Raw genomic sequence first — 20186 nt, forward strand, 5'->3', positions numbered from 1 at the left:
ATGGATAAACAAAATTTATAGAAAGTTTTAACTGTTTTTCTGGAATCGCTATTATAATGTTTATTCTTAGACATAATATGCTGTTAAAAAACATATTAAGTTTCTGCTAAGGGTATGCTCCTTACTAAAAAGGAATCGGAAAGCAAAACCGTTGTTGTCCAGAATATGTATATATAGCAGCCAGCAAAATTAGAGGGGAAACCCCCTGTGCATGAATCGGGGGATATAACCGAGTAAGTTAGTGTTAGGAGGCCTTGAGAGTGAGTAATTCTCTCAAAGGCTTTGCGTATAATTATCCATTTCAACATTGGTTTTAGCTAGTTAAGATAGAAAACTTAAGCGGAAAAGTTTGTGTTTTTCAGGTGGATTTTAGGCAAAGTTCCAACTGAAGCGGTTTTTAGCCAACAGTAAATGTAAATAACAGGTTTTACTAACTTTGCTAAAATTTGCATATTGTACCATTCTTAAGCAATCGGTTATTTAGGTAATTTGCACAGGTATAATGTCTAAATTTTTTGTTAATAGGGTTGAACATTACTAACTCTCCTAAAAAACAGAAATGTTTCCTTACATCCATTACGAGCGATCGCGTGTAAACAGCTTTTATTACTCTCATGAGAGTATAATCAATGTACTGTCCGCTTAACAGGGGTATTTGATTGGCTTTAAGAACGGCTACCTCCACTATCACTGTGGTAGATCGGTACATCAAAGAGCGCTAAGTAATTTTGTGGCCAGTTGAGGGTTTAAATTTAAACTCACAGAGAAGTCGGAGACACTGGACGTAACTTGCTTCCCGTTCGCCCCTAAGTCTCTCTCTTAGGGAAGGGTACGGTGGGGATAGAAAGTAAGCTTAAGGGGACGCACAGTCTTACCAAATTTAATTCGCTAAGAACTTATGCAAAGCTGCACTAAGATGTTATCCTTTGCCAAACCAGTTTTTACAGATGTACGTTTTTGAAAAATAAAATCGCCCTATTGCTCAGGTATCAAGCTTTTTAGGCTAAATAGTACATTTGTCTGTGCAACTTTAAATTTGAAGGGGAGAATGTCACAGGAAAAAAAGAACTTATCTTTATCTTAAGTTTCTTATCTTGAGTTGCAAAAGTTTTGTAAAGTTAGCAAACTTAACTGCAACAGGCATCAGTCAACCAACCACATAAATGAAGGTGCGTAAGATGAGTAATTAGCAATGCTGCGAAACTTTAGATTCGTATACATTGCCTCTGGACAAACTCCTTCAGTTGCAGATTGAGTCTGCTAACGAACGGTTTTGACTACCAGCAAGGCACTTTGGCAGGATACGAGATGCAGGAGTATTTACTTCTAATTCTCTCGCCACTAAGTGGAATACCTCTATGATAGAGGTTTGCAATAGGGAAGACAGATGACAACGCCCATGCTTTGCTTCTTTCACCAGCACTGCAACTAAAGGGCAGTTTGGACTTTGTTTGACACTATCCGATCGAAATAATCGTTGCTTCTAATTAAATGTGCAGGATGGTAATGAAACACATCCTGTATGCAATTGATTTGTTAGTCATAACATAAAAGCTTCCTGTTAGTTTCCCTAAGCCTTATACACGAATGAAGCCGTTTATCAATCAGGTTTCTGTCAATACATAAGTCCTAAGGATATGGTATTTTATCGCCATCTAAGTCATCTTTAACTACCTCTTTTGTTACGAATTTCCAGCGAAACTCACAATTGGACATTGCGTTTCTCAAAGAAAGTCAGCAAATTCCCATATCTTGATAGCCAAGGCGGTGCTCAAGATGCTGGAAGACATAGAAATGCAATATGCATTTGGTATTTCGGTAGGTGCGATGGCGTAACCGCCCACCGTAGGCGATCGCATTCCTCTAGCATTCCAATACCACAAGCTGTAACACAGTTCAATTTACTTACTTGACTGGCAATTTTTTGGAATTGTCGCTTAATAACGCCTCAAATAGCTCAACCCATTGTAATGTCTACACTTTAACCATCGGAAAAATGCTTGCTGTGCTGGTTTTTATGGGTTATTTAGCTTATTTAGCAACAACTCTATTATTGCCACGAGTGACTTGCCCCAATTCTGTAACAAATGTAAGTTAGGAAACGAACTATGCGTAATGACTTGTTAATTAATACTGAATCACCGTGTTTCGTGCCTGACGAAACAGCGATCAAGACTGCTAACTACACTCAAAGGCATCGATCCAGTTCTGCAAAAGGTAGCGATCGCTCCGTCTCAAATATAAGTGATGCAGAGAGGATAGCTCAAACTCAGAAGCTTTTAGATAGAGCGATCGCCTATGCTTGGCACACAGTCAAGAGCGATCGTAAGCCACCAAAACTAACCCGCATCCGCTGGGTATGGCAACTCGCAGCTCTCTACCATCTGACCCACTCCACTGTGCCATTGATGGAAGAAGCAGCTCAACGCTTCTCCACAGCAGGTCACAGGTGTTTAGCGCAGTGGGCTGCACAGAAAGCCCGTGAGGAGCGAGGTCACGATCAACTTGCCTTGCTCGATATTCAGGCGATGGGATATGAAGCTGAGGCTGTGGTGGAAGCACTCGTTCCTCCAGTTGCGAAGACTTTGTTAGATTACTTCACTCGGAGTGTACAGACTTCGTATCCAATCAGTTGTGTTGGCTATTCCTACACAATGGAACGCCTAGCGATGGGCATTGATGAAAATTATATCCAGGCAGTCGAGGCTTTACTTCCATCGAATATCCAAGCCACCCGCTGTTTGCGCGTACATAGTAGTGTGGGTAGCGACGTGGAGCATGTTGACAAGACGATTGAGATGCTTGCAGGGCTTACTGAGGAGCGTGCTTGCGTGGCTATTGCTTGTTACGATACTGCACTGCTGTATTTCAGATCCCCTAATGAGGGCTATATGTCAGAGGAGGAACTTCAAAATGTGTTGAAACCCCTAAAATCACATACACACGCTTGTGGGTGAGATATGAGATTGTTATGCACTTACGAAATGACCTGGAGCACGCTTAACCATACTGTCCGAGAAAACTATAAGGAGAAGACAATGACAACTACAACTACAACTACAGCTACAACTAATACAAGTATCCAACAAGAACCTTTGTGGCAAAATTCAACCAACTGCTTTATTGAAAATAATGTTGAAGTCTTGCTCAAGATTTTGGATGACATCGATATTGATTTGGATAGCATTTTAGTCGATGAATTCGAGCCAGGATTGCTAACTGAGTTAGTAGGTTTCTGATAGCTGATAGATTCGGCTTTTCTATCGGCTCAGGCTTGATCTAACTGAAGTTCCTTCTAAGCAGGAACTTCAGAGGAACTCAAGCTACTTTAGAACAATTTTGGTCTTTGAAACCAGAAATGAGCAAAAGCTCAGTTGCTCAGTTCGATACTAACTTCAAACAAAACAGAAATGAGTTCAGCAGAGATACCAAAAATCACAAATCAAGAAATCAAAGCTTTTGAACAAGATGGTGTTGTTTGCTTGAGAGGTTTGTTTAAAGACGTATGGTTGGAACGTCTTCGATCCGCTATTGACTGGAATATTGCCAATCCTAGTTCAATGGCTACAGGCTCTTTCCAGAGAGGCAACTTCCATCTCGATGTTTTCATGTGGACTAGAAATGCTGATTTTCGTGCTTTTGCCTTTGAGTCTCCTGTAGCTGCAATCGTGGCACAAATACTCAAAACAGAAAAAATACACTTCTTGTTTGACCATCTGCTAGTCAAAGAGCCTGGGTCTATAAAACCGACTCCGTGGCACAATGATCAGCCTTATTGGCCCGTGCAAGGCTGGAATATTTGTTCGCTTTGGCTAGCCCTTGATCCTGTTACTAAAGAAACTGGTGGGTTGCAGTACATTAAAGGTTCGCACCAATGGCGCAAATCTATCCGTGAAAAAAATAACCTTGTAGAAGCGGTAGCTGATTCAAAATCGCTTGAATTGCTTTCTTGGGATATGGCTCCAGGTGACTGTCTAGTGCATCACGCACTGACTGTTCATGGTGCATCAGGCAACGCATCTACCAGTACACGACGACGCGCTTTGGCAACCCGTTGGGTTGGTGATGATGTCACTTACGATCCTCGCCCTGAGACGTTTATCAGTTATATCAAAAAGCTTGGCATCAAAGAAGTTAACTCAATCAACAGCCTTCACGCTGGTGCTTCTATAGATTGTGACCTTTTTCCTCAGCTTTGGCCACGCACTTAATATTGAGACTTTTTCAATCAACTGCCCCCAGAGCTTTTAGCATACTAATAGTCGCTTCAGTTAAACCTGTAACCCCCATGATGTTCATGCGCTCATAAGGTTTTTCTACTTTCAGAGTTTTTAAGCACTTGCCTGTTCTTACATCCCAAAGCTTAATTGTCTCATCTTCGCTACCACTGGCCAGAGTATGATTATCAGGGCTAAAGACGGCTGACCAAACCCAACTCGTATGTCCCTGGAAAGTTCTGAGGCATTCACCTGTGGTGACATCCCACAACCTGAGTGTGCAGTCATGACTACTACTAACTAGTTTTTGTCCATCAGCACTAAAGGCAACTGATCGTACCCAATTCGTATGTCCTTGCAAAGTTTTGATGCATTCACCTGTGCTGACACTCCATAGCTTTACTGTATGATCTACGCTGCCACTCGCTAGCGTGTCACCATCAGGACTAAAGGCAACTGACCAAACCCAATTTGTATGTCCCTGAAAACTTTTGAGGCATTTACCAGTGCTGACATCCCACAACCTTAGCGTTTGATCCCAAGCGCCACTAACTAGCATCGTACCTTGAGGACTGAAGGCAACTGACCAGATTGCATCACTATGTCCCTGGAAAGTTCTGAGGCATTCACCTGTGGTGACATCCCACAACCTCATAGTATGGTCATCGCTGCCACTTGCCAGAGTCTGTCCATTAGGACTGAAAGTAGTTGACCATATCTGAGCATGATGTCCCTGGAAAGTTCTCAAAGCTTGACCTGTACTGGCATTCCATAGCTTCAGTGTTTTGTCTCCACCACAACTGACTAGGGTGTTACCTTGTGGGCTGAAGGCAACTGAACATACCCAATTAGAATGCCCCTGGAAAGTTCTGAAGCATTCACCACTGCTGACATCCCACAACCTCACAGTATGGTCATCGCTGCCACTTGCCAGAGTCTGTCCATCAGGACTAAAGGCAACTGAAATTATTTGATTGGAATATCCCTGAAAAGTTCTGAGGCACTTACCAGTGCTAACATCCCAAAACCTCACTGTCTGGTCAAAACTGCCACTGGACAAAATATTGTCTTGTGGACTGAAGGCGACTGAAAATATCCAATTGGAATGTCCCTCGCAGATTCTAAGGCATTCGCCTGTACTAACATTCCACAATCTAATTGTTTGGTCAAGACTGCCACTAGCCAGGATATCACATTGTGAACTGAAGCTGACTGAAAAGATCCGATTAGAATGCCCTTGGAAAGTTCTGAGGCATTCACCTGTGTTCACATCCCACAACTTAACTGTGTGATCCTCACTGCCACTCGCTAGGAACTGCCCATCGGCACTGAGGGAGATTGACCTTACCCCATCAGAGTGTCCTTGGAAAGTTCTGAGGCATTCACCTGTGTTCACATCCCACAACTTAACTGTGTGATCCTCACTGCCACTCGCCAGTAAGTAACAATCAGGACTAAAGGCAACTGATAGTACCCAATTCATATGTCCTTGGAAAGTTCTGAGGCATTCACCTGTGCTGACACTCCATAGCTTCACCGCCCGGTCATCACTGGCACTCGCCAGTAAGTGACAATCAGGGCTAAAGGCAACTGACCAAACATCATTATTATGCCCGTGCAAAGTTTGAAGGCATTGACCTGTAGTGAGATTCCATAGTTTCACAGTATAGTCAGTGCTGCTGCTAGCAAGGATACTACCATCAGAACTAAAGGCGAGTGATACGACCCAATTGGTGTGACCCTTGCAGTTAAGAATATGTTTCCCATCCGTAACTTGGTACAAGCGAATCTCACCATTAGTATTACCCATAGCCAAAAGCTTACCATCAGGGCTAAAGGCTACTGACAAAACACCACCAAAGGTTTCAGAAAAAACAGACTTATCAAAATTGGCGTTTTGGAAATTTACACCGTGCAATTTTAAACACCGCAAGTCTGCTTGCCAAATACTCAGATCAGAAAAATCATAGCCACTAAGATCACTCTCTAGATAACAAAGCAAATTGAGAATATTTCCAGCTGTATAACTTTGTTCTAGCGGTGATGTCTCTCGTAGTCTTGCTAGAATTTGGGTTAGCTGATTTTCAAGATTTCTTTTGCTTCTCAAGACAGTGAGCAAACCATCTGTAACTGGCTTAAGAATGAGGCGAATTTGAATCTCCCTTACGTAGTCTTTAGCCGTCGCCTTTATCAAAGCATGACACCTGAACAAATCAAGTTTCTGAGTTTCAATCTCCTCACAAACTACCTCTATCAATCGCTGAGTCGCATACTCCATGACGACAGGCTGTAGGGTGAAGAGTGCTGTGTTTTTCTCAACTAGCGATCGCCTTACCAGAGACTCCAGAGCCTCCAGTAAGTTTTGTGGTGGAATTGGTGATACAATATCTTCTCGTATTTCCGATAGCGAAACTGGCTCACGATTGATTGCTAGCCAGTACATAATATCCTTCTCTAAATTTGCCAAGCGCGAAAACTGCTGGTCTAGCAAATCGCGAATGTTGCCAAAAACAGCCGTGTAATGTTGCAGAAATTCACCAACATTACCATCAAAAACATCTTGGATCGTTGTCGCTACTATCTTCAAAGCTAGGGCATTGCCTGCATAACGCTCGACTACTGCTGGTAATTCTGACTCTGAGCCAGAAAAACCTTTGGCTTCAAAGATTTTTTGCCCTGCTACTACCTCTAAACCACTAAGTTGTAATGAGCGAACAGCCAGTGTTTCTCCTCCGAGTGACGCTATGTCTTTGGGTTTTTCGCGTGAAGTCAGCACTAAGGAACTTTGATGCATAACTTGTCCCAATCGTTTGATCAGTAAGCCATAATCTTCATAGCCTTCTCGATAGCATCCAGCATAAGCGCCTGTTTGTAAAATAGTCTCTACATTATCTAATACGATCAGACAGCGCTGTTGTTGCAAATATTCAATCAGTTGTGATATTCTTCCATCTACACTTTTTGCTAAGTCAATTTCTAATACCTGCTCATTAGAGAAAAATTGAATTAAATTTGCCAGCAGATCAAAAAGTGGGGGAGCATTGTAAAGCGATCGCCAGATAACGTACTCAAACCATCCTTGAACCTTTTGTGATAACTTGGCAGCCAGAGAGGTTTTACCAATTCCTCCCATTCCCAACAGCGCCACTACTCGACAGCGCTCCTGGATCAGCCATTGCTCTAGTAGAGTAAGTTCATCTGTGCGTCCATAGAAAACAGATACATCCACCATCTCTCCCCAATCAATGCGCTTGGGGTTCTTCAAGTCTTCCTGCCCTTTTAAATCAGAGTCTGGGCTTGTATAATCGCTTTTATCCAGTTCTAAATTAAACATCATAAACAAACGAACAAGCGTCCGTTTGTCAACCCCGGTTTCACGAGTAAGTATCTTTCTGAAAGTGACAGGAGTGATCCCAGCTTGTTCGCTTAATTCTTCTAAGGTAGATTTGGAGCCATTGTTTTTCCTAAATTCCCACTCAAGTTTAGCATTCTGAAGCTTTTGCCAGCCTTCACGAGTCAGTATAAGCCCACGATTGCGTTTGGGTTTCTCCGGTTTCATAATTTCTTAGGGAGAATTGTATTTGTAGTAATAGGCTCCTACCGCTGGCGTTTACCGAAGGGAATTCTCAGGAAATTAGAATTGTTGCAAAACAAGCTAAATAATCGATAAAACCCTGCCAGAGCAAGCATTTCAAAAATCTAATTTTAGATAGTTAAAACGGAATAGTACACAAGACTGAGGGACTTTAGACGTTATTAAGCGACAATTCTATTATTAGCTAAGAATTGATTTTTAAATTTGTACCCAAAATTCATGATTATATTAATAAATATCTCCTGAATTGACTTACTAGGTATTTACTCTAATGGAAAGAAATTTTAATTTCCTGTTTTTAACTTTTGATTAATCTTGATTACATTAATCTTGATTACTCAGTAGTTTACTATATAATAGTAATTGGAAAGTCATTAAAAGTCAATGACAATGGCTATAAAAAATGCTGCTAATTTAACAATTCAATTTTCGCTAGAGGAGAAAATAATTTTGGAGGAATATTGTGAGAGAATGCAGCGAACAAAGAGCGATGTAATTCGAGAGATGGTAAGCACACTTAAAAAATACTTAGACAGTAGCCAAAGTCTTTAGTAACTTTGGAAACCCATACTTAAAAAGTAAGCTGTTGTGCATCTAATGTTCCAGAATGAAGTCCCTAAATCTGCAAAATAGGCAGTTATATCTCCAATTTCTGCAACCAAGTGAAATACGCAATAGCTTATGGGTTTTCAAAGCTCTGTAATTTTATATATGCAACGAATAAATTCAAAAGCCGTCTCTTAGCTCCAGGCTCAACACAAAGTGAAGCGAAGTCAAGCCAGGGAGAAAGTCAATTCTCGATTGCTCCCAAAACTTTCAAAGAAGTAATAGTTGCTTGGGTTAAACCTGTAACACCAGTAATGTTCATTCCCTCATAAGGTCTTTCGTTTCTTAAAGTTTTTAGACATTCACCCGTCAAAACATCCCACAACTTTACCGTTTCATCTTCGCTGCCACTTACCAGAGTTTGACTATCTGGACTAAAGGCAACTGATCTTATCCAATGGGTATGACCATGCAAAGTTTTGATACATTGACCGGATTGGACATCCCACAATCTTACCGTTTGATCTACACTCCCAGTAGCCAGAAGTTTACCTTCAGGACTAAAAGCGACGGACAATACCCAACTTGTGTGTCCTAACAAAGTTTTGACACATCTACCTGTGCTAACATCCCAAAGCTTCACAGTTTTATCTTTACTGCTACTGGCTAAGGTCTTACCTTCAGGACTGAAAGCGACGGACAATACCCAACTTGTATGTCCCGACAAAATTTTGAGACATTCACTTGTGTGAATATCCCAGAGCTTGACTGTTTGATCATCACTGCCACTGGCCAGGATATTACCTTCAGGACTGAAAGCAACCGACCATACCCCATGACTATGTTCCAAAATATTCAAAACTTGACCAGTGTTGACATCCCAAAGCCTTACAGTTTTGTCATCACTGCCACTGGCGAGAATTTTACCTCCAGGAGCAAAAGCAACTGACTTTACCCAGCCAGTATGTCCCCGTAAGATGTTGCAACATTGGCAGGTGCTGGTATCCCACAGCCTCACAAGTTGATCGTAACTGCCACTTGCCAATATATTACCTTGAGGAATAAAGGCAACGGTTCTGACTCGATTAGGGTGTTCTCGTAAAGTTTTGTAGCACTTCCCATCCGCGACATTCCAGAGCTTTACGGTTTGGTCATTATTGCTGCTAATTATAGTCTGCCCACCAGGAGCAAAGGCAACAGACCACACCCCATTATTGTAGCCCTGCAAGTTTCTTAAGGCTTGACCAGTGCTAACATCCCAAAACCTCACAGTTTGGTCATCACTACCACTGACCAAAGTTTGACCATCTGGACTAAAAACAACAGAGCAGACCAAACTTGTATGCGCCTGCAATGTTTTAACGCATTCTCCTGTGCAGAAATTCCATAGCTTCACAGTTTGGTCATCACTACCGCTAGCCAGAATATTACCATTAGGAGCAAAGGCGACTGACCTAACCCTATCACTATGTCCCTGGAAAGTTCTCAGGCACTTCCCATCTGAGATACTCCAGAGTTTCACAGTTTGGTCATCACCACCACTAACCAAGGTTTGACCATCCAGATTGAAAGCAATTGAGGAAACCGAACTAGTGTGTCCCTGCAAAGTTTTGAGGCATTCTCCTGTGCGGAAATTCCATAGCTTTACGGTTTTATCACTACTAGCACTAGCGAGAATTTTACCTTTAGGACTAAAAATTACAGATAATACTGAATCAGTATGTCCCTGTAATATTTTGTAACATTTGCTATCCGGAATACTCCACAAACGCACTGCCCGATCATCGCTGCCAGAAGCTAGAATTTCACCTTGAGGACTGAAGGCAACAGATCGTACCTGTTCAGGATGTTCTGTTAAAGTTTTCAGGCATTCACCTGTGTTGACATCCCACAATTTCACACTCTGGTCACTACCTCCACTGCAAAGAATGCTACCATTCGGACTGAAGGCGATCGCTCGAACCCAATCAATATGTCCTAGACAGGTCGAAAGTTGTTCGCCCTCACCAAAGTTTCGCCACAAGCAAATTTTGCCATTTGCGTCACTCGCCGCTAAAATTTTTCCGTTGGGGCAGAATGCTACTGCAGAAATTTTACTAAAATTTTTAGTAAAAATCGATTTAGATAAATTAGCATTTTGGAAATTGACTTGAGGTAAACTTACACCCTGCATATCTACTTGCCAAACGCTTAGGTTAGAAAAATCATACCCTCTTAAATCTGTATTTAACTGACGAAGCAAGTTGAGAATATTTCCGCTTGTATATCCAGGTTCCAGTGAATATTCTGTTTGCAGCTTGACTAAAATTTCATTTAAATGATTTTCTAGCTTCCTTGGGATTTTAAAAATAGTAAAAAGTTCATCTATGACTGGCTTAATAATTAAGCGTCTTTGAGTTTCTCTAGTGTAGTCTTTCGACTGAGCTTTACTCAAAGCATAATACTTAAGAAGCACAATTTCTTGAGTTGCAATTTCTTGATAAGTTTGCTGAATTAATTTGCTAGTGACATACTCCATTACTACAGAGTGTAATGTGAAGAGTAAACCATTTTTTTCACTTAACGTTGACTGAAATTTGTCGATGAGACTTCGCCTGATCAAAGACTCTATAGCTTCTAGTAACTTGTGTGGTATAACTAATGAAGTTAAATCTTCTTGCAAATTGCAGAGTGATATTGACTCACGATTAATTGCCAGCCAGTACATAACCACACGTTCTAAATTAGATAAACGCTCAAACTGTTGCTCTAAAACAACACAAATATCACCAAAAACAGATGTCTTTTGGTTCAAAAACTCAGAAATATCACCATTGAAAACATCTTGAATAGTCGTTGCAACTATCTTCAAAGCTAATGGGTTACCAGAATAAAGCTCAATTAGTGTTTTCTTTTGGGACTCTGCTCCAAGCAAACCTTTCAGTTGAAAAATTTTTTTTACTTCTTCATTCAGACCCCTCACTTGTAATGAACGAACAGGTAGTGCTTGTCCTTCCTGTGACGCCACGTCTTTGGGTTTTTCGCGTGAAGTCAGCACTAAGGAACTTTGATGCATAACTTGTCCTAATCGTTTGATCAGTAAGCCATAATTTTCATAGCCTTCTCGATAGCATCCAGCACAAGCGCCTGGTTGCAAAATAATCTCTACATTATCTAATACGATCAGACACCGCTGTTGTTGCAAATATTCAATAAGTTTTGATATTCTCCCATCTACACTTTTTGGTAAGTCAATTTCTAAAACCTGCTTGTTAGAGAAAAATTGAATTAAATTTGCCAGCAGGTCAAAAAGTGGGGGGGCATTGTAGAGCGATCGCCAGATAACGTACTCAAAACATCCTTGAACCTTTTGCGCTAATTTGGCAGCCAGAGAGGTTTTACCAATTCCTCCCATTCCCAACAGCGCCACTACTCGACAGCGTTCCTGGATCAGCCATTGCTCTAGTAGAGTAAGTTCATTTATGCGTCCATAGAAAACAGATACATCCACCATCTCTCCCCAATCAACGCGCTTTCGAGACTCCAAGGCTGAAAGTCTCGCCAAATCAGGATTTAACTTAAAATAGTCTTGGGGATTTAGCTCTAAGTTAAACGCCATGAATAAATAAACTAGCGTTCGTTTGTCAACCCCTTCCTGGTTAGTAAGTATCTTTGCGACTGTATTTGAAGTTAATCCAGCGCGTTCACTTATTTCTTCTAGAGTGTACTTGGAGCCAGATTTTTCTCGAATTTCCCCTTCAAGTTTTGCCTGCTGAAGTTTTTGCCAGCCTTCAGGAGTGAGTATAACGCCACGATTCCGTTTTGGCTTGTGCTGATTCATAAATCATGAATACCTATTTTTTACAGCAAAAGCTTATGGACAGACCTTTAAAAATAGTGATTCCTGTCAGTTTTGGCTCAAAGCTTGGTCATACATGGAATCAGGGCTAACAATAGAACTCTTGCATAAATATTTTGTGGTATGATTAAGAGTTATTTAAATTTCATCTTTGGCAATTCAGATAGTAAGAGTTTATAAATTTTTTCGATAAAGTACTATCAGGCGTTCGTTAACTAAAAAAATGGCAATAAAGGCTGTTTTAGTTATTGATTAATTACTGAAATTATTTGATAAATTTAATTTTTTAATCGATTTATATAGTTAATTCATGATTATAGATTCCTGCAATTAAAATCGACCTTAAGCCAAAACGTCGGTGACGATTCTGAGGTAAGTAATGCTTTTTCTATAATTTTAATTGCAATATTGACAAAATCTCTCTAACTGGCGCTTTATCTGCTTCTAGCTTCTCTATTCTCCCTAATAGTCGTTTTGGAATATACTTGCACTTTTTAACCAGGCGATCGCCATCCTTCCAAAACTCATAGTGATACCAAGCTTGGGGATAATCTTTGCCGTGAAGGGTAATGGTTTTCCACTGAATGGAGCCACTACCTAATCCTTTGTGTCGTCTAGTTTTACTAGAGCTATCTTTACTGGGGGTTATCTCTGACTGTTTGACATCGTTACTAGGGTTATTTTTACTAGGGCTATTATCAATACCCCCCAGTAAAAGTTCCGATACAGGAGGCGGATGATTTTGACAGCAGTTTGAGGACTCAGATATTTCCGGAGCGCAAATTCTGGATAATTCCATAGGACTTGTCAAAAAATACCGTTGCTGTACCTGTTTCACCGTGCCGTGCTTTAGCCATGATGTGCCATCATTTGTAGGTAATCAACTACAACTAGCCCCAGTTTTCCCTCTTTAGCCTTAATTTGACGGCATTCGGAAGCAATTTGTGAAACGGTGATACCCCTTGAGTCATTCATGTACAGCGGTAATTCTGAAGCAACACCGACGATTTTGGCAATGCTTGTAAATTCCCAGTCTGCTAGGGGTTTATTACCTGAGCGATGTCTGCGGATGCGATCGCTTATAGCGGCATAGTCAATAATTCTGCTAAACCTTTTCTTAAGCAGGGATGGACAAGGTTACACTTCTACATCTTAAATCTCTCGTCCACCTGAATTTGGTCATATTGGCAGTGGTTGCGATCGCAGCGCTAACATAGAGGTGAAATGTTTTTCGTGAATCCAAGAGATTCAGAACGATATCGACTGCTGTTTTGATGTAGAACTTGTGCTGTTGCAGCATTTGTTCAAGTTGTTCCGGGGTAGCGCGTTCGCGTAACAGCAAAATCATACAACTGAAAACCTCTGTAATATCATCAAAGCTAACTAGAAGGGCGCTCTGTTTCTTGCAACCAACTTAAAATAGTCAGCGCCAACTCCCAGGATTCGCACCACTCCCAATTAGGTAAGTGAACCAGATCAGTGCTACAGAGCCAATAACCATTCCGACTAAGCCAACTACCGAACCTAGTCGCACACTAGGTTTTTCTGCTAACGGTCGCTCTACTGCTCCTTCTGCACATGATTAAAAATCAAGGTATCAGCGTCTGTGCGATCGCTAAAATACTTGGGATTCAAATGCAGTTAAATTGCACCCCCATTTGTGAAATGCTGTAATAAGCGCAATATGTAGGGAGAGGATCTCCATGACATCAAAAGGCAGGAAGAAGACCTCACGGCGTGGTTTTCTCCAAGGGGTAGCTATTAGTACAGCTGCTGTAAGTGCAGCAGAGTTACTAAAAAAAGAAGTGGCAGATGCTGCAAGTATTGGGGACGATCAGGCAATCCCTCTCCAAAGTACTGAATTTGATTTTATTCAGAAATCGGCTGCCTTAGAGCCAGACAAGATTGTAAATAGTGCTTGCCAATTCTGCAATTCTCTGTGCCGATTGAAAGTTCATCTCAAAGACGGGCGGATTATAGATGTTTTAGGTGAACCCAATGACCCAGTACAGGCTGGTGGCTTTTGTATTAAGGGGCCAATGATGACCCAGCTAGTTTACAATCGTTTTCGCTTGAAAAGCCCAATGAAGCGGGTTAGTGGAAACAAAGGTGAACCTGATTCTAAATTTGAGCCAATTTCTTGGGATGAAGCACTTTCAATTATAGCTAGCAAGTTTTTGGCACTCAGGGATGCAGGGGAAGCCAGAGCGATCGCGAACAAAACCTCTGGGAGACTGCCACGGGGGACAGGTTCTCTGGTCGGGCGCTACTTCAGTCTGCTCGGCAGTCCTAATAATACTGATGTTGGGCCTGTATGCAACGATGCTGGTGGCAATGCTTTGGCATGGACATTTGGCTTGGGTAATTTTACAAACGGTTACGGAATTGATCATGCGACTAAAAAAGAAGACTTGGGAAGTGCCAAATTCTTTCTATTTTTAGGTACGAATCAAGCGGAAACCCATCCTGTAACCTTTGCCTATCTTCTCAGAAGTCGTGTTCAGACCAAAGCCAAACTAGTAGTTATTGACCCGCGCTTGACTCCTACAGGAGCGCAAGCTGATGAATGGATTGCACCGAAACCACACACTGACTTGGCTTTGGTTTTGGCAATGCTCTATCACATCGTGACTAACAACTTATACGATGCTGCTTTTGTAAAAGAGTGGGTACTGGGTTTTGATGAACTGAAGAATCACTTAAAAAGCTTCAGTTACACACCAGAGTGGGCTGCAATTGTAACGGATGTTCCAGCATTAAAGATTAGGCTTCTAGCTGAGGCTTATGCCAAAACTAAGCCTGCTGCTATTTTCTGCAACGCTGGGATTTCTCATCAATTAGGGGCTTTTGACACTTACCGTTGTTTGACATTCCTAGCTGCAATAACAGGCAATATTGGTATAAACGGTGGTGGTTGCAATTTCATGCACAATACCTGGCCAGGGGAATTGAATTTGCCAGCTATTATTGGTAAAACACCTAACAAAGATATTGCACTACCAGTCGGGCCAGATTATTTTGCGGAATCGATCATTTCAGGTGAACCTTATCAACTCAAAGCGATCGTGACTCAGGGGAATCCTCTGTTAGCTTGTTCAGACACAATTAAAGTACAACAGGCTTACCGTCAATTAGAATTTTATGTTTACACTGGATTGTTTATGGAAGAGTCAGCGTACTATGCTGATATTATTTTGCCCGTAACCAGTGGTTTTGAAATGGAAACCGTTTATATGCGGCGGGATGATCGAGCAATCCGTTGGCAAGAACAAGTGGTTACTCCGGTAGGTGAGTCCAAACCAGATTGGCATATCTGGATTGATTTAGCACACGCCACAGCGAAATTAGACAAACGCAATCCGCCTGAATACTGGAGGGACAACTTTCCTGATTCTTGGAAAGACTATCGTCATCTGTGGACAACTTTTCTAACGAATACTCCAGGAATGGGAGGTATGACCCAACAGAGACTATCTCAAAGAACAGAACCCTTGCGTTGGCCTTGTCCAACAGTAGATCATCCTGGTGTGAGTACACTTTACCTAGATCATGCATCTTGGTATGAAGCCGCAAAAGCTCTTAACCCTGATAATATTGGTAAGCGATTCCTAACTCCCAGTGGGAAAGTAGAAATTTATACTCCCCAATTGCAAAGTCGGCTAGCCGAGGCTGGACACTCTGCTCTACCAACCTTCTATACCCATCCAGAGGTAACAGGTAAGCATCCTACCATTGAGTATGCATCTGAGTTGGTAAAAAATCCTGTGAATCCACAGGCTCTAACTCAAAACATTAAATTAGGAAAAATCTCTTCTGGTGAGGTACATAAAGACTACCCTTTGATGGGAATGACTGGCAGACCTAGCGTAGTTCATTTCCACTCTATTACCCAGTGGACTTATACAGGCAAGCAAATGAATGGTGTTCGCCTAGTACAAATCCATCCAGAGGCAGCAAAAAAAGCAGGCATTAAAAATGGTGATGAAATTATAGTTGAAAGCCCCAGAGGGTCAATCATTGGGACTGCATTGATTTGGGCAGGCATTCGAGAAGACACTATTTTTGTCCCTAATGGGTTTGGGCCTCGGCAGAAAATGGCAGAAGAGTTTGGAACTCCCTACTATGAGTCAGTTAATATCTTGATAGATAAACAATATTATGACAATCTTTCAGGACAGCAGGCATTTAAATGTTTTGCCTGCCGGGTCAAAAAAGCATAAGTCTACGTCAGTCATTGTCTCTACCTGAAAGCAGAGATGATGCAAACCAGGAGCATAGGGATCGTGTTTTTGTGCTGACCTTGCAGGTCGAATGGTTAACTGAAATTGCGGACCGAAGTAATGAGCGTGTGGTTCTTCAGCAATAACTTTATCGCCTTTGTATTGTCCGAGTTCTCGCATTACCAAGTCGTAGAATGTCTCCGACTGAGAAAAATCAGATACTGACAGGTAAATGTGGTCGATTCTTTTTAGCATCCAAGTTATGTGAACAATGCTGCACAATTACATATAAAGATACCAAGTGTAAGATAATGAGCAGTAGGGGAGTCATCCTATTTCAAAGCTTTATTACAATTGGGTTAGTTGGATTATCTGCGTAGGCATAGCCCGCCGCAGGCATCGCTTGTAGGTCTAGTGGTAGTAAGAATAGACAAACGTAAGCTTTTAGCAAAACTTCGACTGCAAATTTCCTCGCACAGTAGAGAGCGAATCTGCCCATCGAAGCCAAACCGCCGATAGATTACTGACATTGCTGCCAGAGACAGTAAATTTGCCTTTGGACTCTAACAGGGTATGACCTGCCTTGACGATTTCATCAAGAGCAGATTCCCCTAGAATTGAAAAGTTGCAGATAAAGCAAGAGAAATAGTTAATGATGCTAAATCCTTGTGATGCAAGATCCGAGTAAGAACAGACAACAAAGCGAGATAAATTTGTACGATAGTCTAAAAAAAAACAAAAGTCAGTCAAATTTGCTCTATGAAAATTATTGCTATTTCTGGAAGTCTCAGACCCAGTTCTACCAATACTGCCTTGCTTCATGCTGTAGCAAAACTTGCCCCTAAAGATTTGGATTTGACTATTTACAACGGGTTAGCTGATCTGCCACACTTTACTCCTGAACTTGATGGTGATACTTTGCCCAGAGTAGTAAAAGATTGGCGTGCGCTGCTTGAAAAATCAGATGGAGTACTAATTAGTACACCTGAGTATGCTTACGGAATACCGGGGGTTCTGAAGAACGCACTGGATTGGATCGTTCCATCAGGTGAGTTAGTAGACAAGCCAGTAGCTACTATCAGTGCATCTCCTTCAGAATTGGGAGGTTCAAAAGCTCATGCTTCACTAATGCTGACCCTAACTGCCTTAGCCGCAAATCTTGTCGAAGGTGGGTCAGTAACTATCCCGTTTGTTAGTAAAAAACTAAACGCAAATGGGGAACTGATAGATATAAACACGGTGCAGTCGCTTAAATTTCTCCTTGATGCTCTTGTGCGAGCAATTATAGACAACCGAAAATAACAGAAACTTGTACTCTATAAATAAACTGTTGAGGATGCTATTAAAGAAAGTACAATAACATGGCTTCATCTGATAAATTTCTGTACCATCGGAGTGTGCGCCCTCTCGATATGCTCCAAGGTGTAGTTACTTCTATCCTGCTACACTCTATTTTTTTAGTGGGGAGCAAATATTGGTACAGAGCTTTGATGCATGAGCCGAAGCAAGAAATTAGGGGAAAGGGAAAATTCCATCCCTTTCCCCCACTTCTGCAAGAAGTCTTTAGTAGTAGCCGTACATTGTTAATTTTCATGTGTTGTGAGAGAATTATTTCTTTTCACCCTTTACCAATCAGAGATAGTAATGCTAGATTTCCCTTATTTGCAATGCTTCAGGGTGATTTATGAATAAAGGCGAATTAGTGGATGCTGTAGCAGCAAAGACCAACATCACAAAAAAGCAAGCCGATGAAGTCATTAGTGCTTTTTTGTCAATAGTTACCAAGGCTGTAGCGAACGGGGAGAAAGTAACGCTCGTCGGGTTTGGGTCATTCGAGCGACGTGAACGTTCCGAGCGCGAGGGGCGTAATCCCAAAACCAATGAACCAATGACTATCCCAGCTACTAAAGTGCCTGCGTTTTCTCCTGGGAAGCTGTTTAAACAAAAAGTAGCACCATAGCATAGATGAATTATAAGTGGTCAAGCAATTCAATGACTGCAAAGCTGTAGCGATCGCATCGAGGTTTAGAAAATAAATCGTATGAATTTAGGTCATTTGTCATCTTTATTCTCCTGAAACTTACGCCAATTTATCATTGCAGTCGAAACCTCTACGCACTGCCTACGTAGATACTTATCGAAGAAGGCTTTTACTCTATTGTCTAAAGGCAGTACCAAAGTCACCATGCCCAGCACCTTTGACAGTAACAAAATAACTCAATACGCAAACCTTTCGTAACACTGTCTCCAGACGAGCAGCCTGAGCGTAGGAATCGGCTGAGTTAGGAGAACAGTGGTTATGGTGTTTTTTGGATGAGCAGGCAAAAAACTATGGTTCTTCAGTACTTACTATGCTAAATTATTAGCTGCGAAGGTTAAAAAGTATAAAGAATTGCATAAAATATTTAGTAAAACTTTTGACATAATTGACTTAGGACGCAGATTCATTATTAACTGTAAGTACTAGAAAAGTATTTTTTGTCTATTTACAGTTATGAACAGGAAACAAAATATTAAAATACTAACAGAGCTTCTAGATTTAAAAGATGTGAAAGTTATATCACATCGCCTTCATGTCGGGATAGGAATGATTTTACAAATAGAATCAATAAAATCATACAGTACTTGTCCTCGCTGTGGTACAAAAAGCCATAGATTACATCAAAATCATCGATACATTGTTAAAGATTTACCTTTCGGTGAGAAACCAGTATTTTTAGAAATAAATAGAAGACAATTCAAATGCGAAGAATGTAAAAAACCCTTTAGTGAGAATTTAGATTTCGTGAGCCAGAAAAGAACTTATACAAAACGGCTGGCACACAAGATAATACAAGAGGTAGTAGAAAACGATATCCACAGTGTAGCTGATCAAGGGATAGTGACAACAGAAGAAATAGAAAGAATGTTAAAAGACGCTTCGCTTGAATTATCTGATGACAAACCTTCTCTGATAAAAAGACTTGGAATCGATGAGATAGCTCTGGTTAAGGGCAAGGGTAATTACTGCGCCGTACTAATAGATTTAGATACATCTAAGCTAGTAACTATTTTAAATGGGCGCACGCAAGAAGTAGTGAAGGAAACCCTTTTAGAATGGGGATATGAGGTCTTAGAACAAATTGAGGAAGTGAGTATAGATTTGTGGGTTGGTTATAAAAACGTTGTCACAGAATTAATGCCCAATGCTCAAGTAGTAGCAGATAGATTTCATGTAATGACACAGATTAATAAAGAATTAGATACACAGAGAAAACGAGAGAAACGGAGTCTAGAAGAATTAATTAAAAAAGCGCAATTATCAGCACAAAAAGCTGAATATGAAAAACTTTTATCGGGATTAAAAAATAGTAAGTACGTTTTACTTAAAAATGAGTCAGACTTAAATGAAGAGCAAATAAATAAACTTTCTGAAGTCAAGAATGTATCTCCTGTCTTAAAAGAAATGCATGAATTAAAAGAAAAATTTAGAAAGATTTTTAATAAGACAGATAATTGGTATCCGGGAGTTTTTAAACTCGGTATGTGGTTATCGAAAGCTAAAAAATATTTTCCCAAGAGTAACAATACTATTATCCGTTGGTTTGATGAGATAATTGCTTACTTTGATAATGGGACAAGTAGTGGTGCTGTGGAAGGTATTAATAACAAGATCAAGTTGATTAAACGTTCCGGTTATGGATTTAGAAACTTTGACAATTTCCGAGTTAGATGCTTATTGAATTGGCATTTTAACTATTAGTTAAGCATACTATGTACTGAAGAACCAA

14 protein-coding genes and 1 pseudogene are annotated in these 20186 nt (G+C 40.9%); 7 read left to right on the top strand and 8 right to left on the bottom strand.

Annotated features, from left to right (window positions below):
- Positions 1–1724: 1724 nt before the first annotated feature.
- Positions 1725–1883, bottom strand: coding sequence for a hypothetical protein (locus CDG76_RS37110; RefSeq protein ID WP_190240776.1), 159 nt, complete (start codon positions 1881–1883; stop codon positions 1725–1727).
- A gap of 225 nt (positions 1884–2108) precedes the next feature.
- On the opposite strand from CDG76_RS37110, the gene CDG76_RS06165 reads away from it, so the two are divergent.
- The 3 genes from CDG76_RS06165 to CDG76_RS06175 all read left to right on the top strand — a co-directional run bounded on the left by CDG76_RS06165 (position 2109) and on the right by CDG76_RS06175 (position 4211).
- Positions 2109–2957: a hypothetical protein gene (locus CDG76_RS06165; protein ID WP_094348192.1), complete on the top strand. Its 849-nt coding sequence runs from the start codon at positions 2109–2111 to the stop codon at positions 2955–2957.
- A gap of 81 nt (positions 2958–3038) precedes the next feature.
- Positions 3039–3239: a hypothetical protein gene (locus CDG76_RS06170; RefSeq protein WP_094348193.1), complete on the top strand. Its 201-nt coding sequence runs from the start codon at positions 3039–3041 to the stop codon at positions 3237–3239.
- Between the two features lie 171 nt (positions 3240–3410).
- Positions 3411–4211 (top strand): phytanoyl-CoA dioxygenase family protein, encoded by an 801-nt coding sequence (locus tag CDG76_RS06175; RefSeq protein ID WP_094348194.1) that lies wholly within the window; start codon positions 3411–3413, stop codon positions 4209–4211.
- A gap of 13 nt (positions 4212–4224) precedes the next feature.
- Here CDG76_RS06175 and CDG76_RS06180 read toward each other — a convergent pair whose 3' ends face one another.
- The 5 genes and pseudogenes from CDG76_RS06180 to CDG76_RS06200 all read right to left on the bottom strand — a co-directional run bounded on the left by CDG76_RS06180 (position 4225) and on the right by CDG76_RS06200 (position 13544).
- Positions 4225–7776 carry an NB-ARC domain-containing protein gene (locus CDG76_RS06180; RefSeq protein WP_094348195.1) on the bottom strand — a complete coding sequence of 1184 codons (3552 nt, stop codon included), beginning with the start codon at positions 7774–7776 and terminating at the stop codon, positions 4225–4227.
- Between the two features lie 826 nt (positions 7777–8602).
- Positions 8603–12178 (bottom strand): NB-ARC domain-containing protein, encoded by a 3576-nt coding sequence (locus tag CDG76_RS06185; RefSeq protein WP_094348196.1) that lies wholly within the window; start codon positions 12176–12178, stop codon positions 8603–8605.
- A 406-nt stretch (positions 12179–12584) separates the two neighbouring features.
- Positions 12585–12995, bottom strand: coding sequence for a hypothetical protein (locus CDG76_RS06190; RefSeq protein WP_094348197.1), 411 nt, complete (start codon positions 12993–12995; stop codon positions 12585–12587).
- A pseudogene (locus tag CDG76_RS06195) lies at positions 12958–13276 on the bottom strand (DnaB-like helicase C-terminal domain-containing protein); the annotation flags it as partial. The pseudogene CDG76_RS06195 and the gene CDG76_RS06190, both read right to left, overlap by 38 nt.
- 37 nt (positions 13277–13313) lie before the next feature.
- Complete coding sequence (locus CDG76_RS06200; RefSeq protein WP_094348198.1) at positions 13314–13544, bottom strand: hypothetical protein; 231 nt, start codon at positions 13542–13544, stop codon at positions 13314–13316.
- 355 nt (positions 13545–13899) lie between these two features.
- Here CDG76_RS06200 and CDG76_RS06205 point away from each other — a divergent pair, with 355 nt between their 5' ends.
- Positions 13900–16416, top strand: a complete 2517-nt coding sequence (locus CDG76_RS06205; protein ID WP_094348199.1) for a molybdopterin-containing oxidoreductase family protein — start codon at positions 13900–13902, stop codon at positions 16414–16416.
- Here the strand turns inward: CDG76_RS06205 and CDG76_RS06210 are convergent.
- Both CDG76_RS06210 and CDG76_RS37115 read right to left on the bottom strand, forming a co-directional pair.
- The gene (locus CDG76_RS06210; protein ID WP_190240777.1) at positions 16366–16671 is read right to left on the bottom strand and encodes a VOC family protein; all 306 of its coding nucleotides are present in this window, start codon (positions 16669–16671) and stop codon (positions 16366–16368) included. The two genes, CDG76_RS06205 and CDG76_RS06210, sit on opposite strands and share 51 nt — an antisense overlap.
- 113 nt (positions 16672–16784) lie before the next feature.
- Positions 16785–16946, bottom strand: a complete 162-nt coding sequence (locus tag CDG76_RS37115; protein ID WP_190240778.1) for a hypothetical protein — start codon at positions 16944–16946, stop codon at positions 16785–16787.
- A 229-nt stretch (positions 16947–17175) separates the two neighbouring features.
- Between CDG76_RS37115 and CDG76_RS06220 the strand changes: the two genes are divergently transcribed.
- From CDG76_RS06220 to CDG76_RS06235, 3 genes are all read left to right on the top strand, one after another.
- The gene (locus CDG76_RS06220) at positions 17176–17718 is read left to right on the top strand and encodes an NADPH-dependent FMN reductase (RefSeq protein WP_094348200.1); all 543 of its coding nucleotides are present in this window, start codon (positions 17176–17178) and stop codon (positions 17716–17718) included.
- 382 nt (positions 17719–18100) lie between these two features.
- Positions 18101–18376: an HU family DNA-binding protein gene (locus CDG76_RS06230; protein WP_094348202.1), complete on the top strand. Its 276-nt coding sequence runs from the start codon at positions 18101–18103 to the stop codon at positions 18374–18376.
- 534 nt (positions 18377–18910) lie between these two features.
- Positions 18911–20158, top strand: coding sequence for an ISL3 family transposase (locus CDG76_RS06235; protein WP_442946355.1), 1248 nt, complete (start codon positions 18911–18913; stop codon positions 20156–20158).
- The last annotated feature ends 28 nt before the right edge of the window (positions 20159–20186 follow it).

The sequence above is a fragment of the Nostoc sp. 'Peltigera membranacea cyanobiont' 210A genome (assembly GCF_002246015.1).
In the GTDB taxonomy this organism is placed as follows: Bacteria; Cyanobacteriota; Cyanobacteriia; order Cyanobacteriales; family Nostocaceae; genus Nostoc.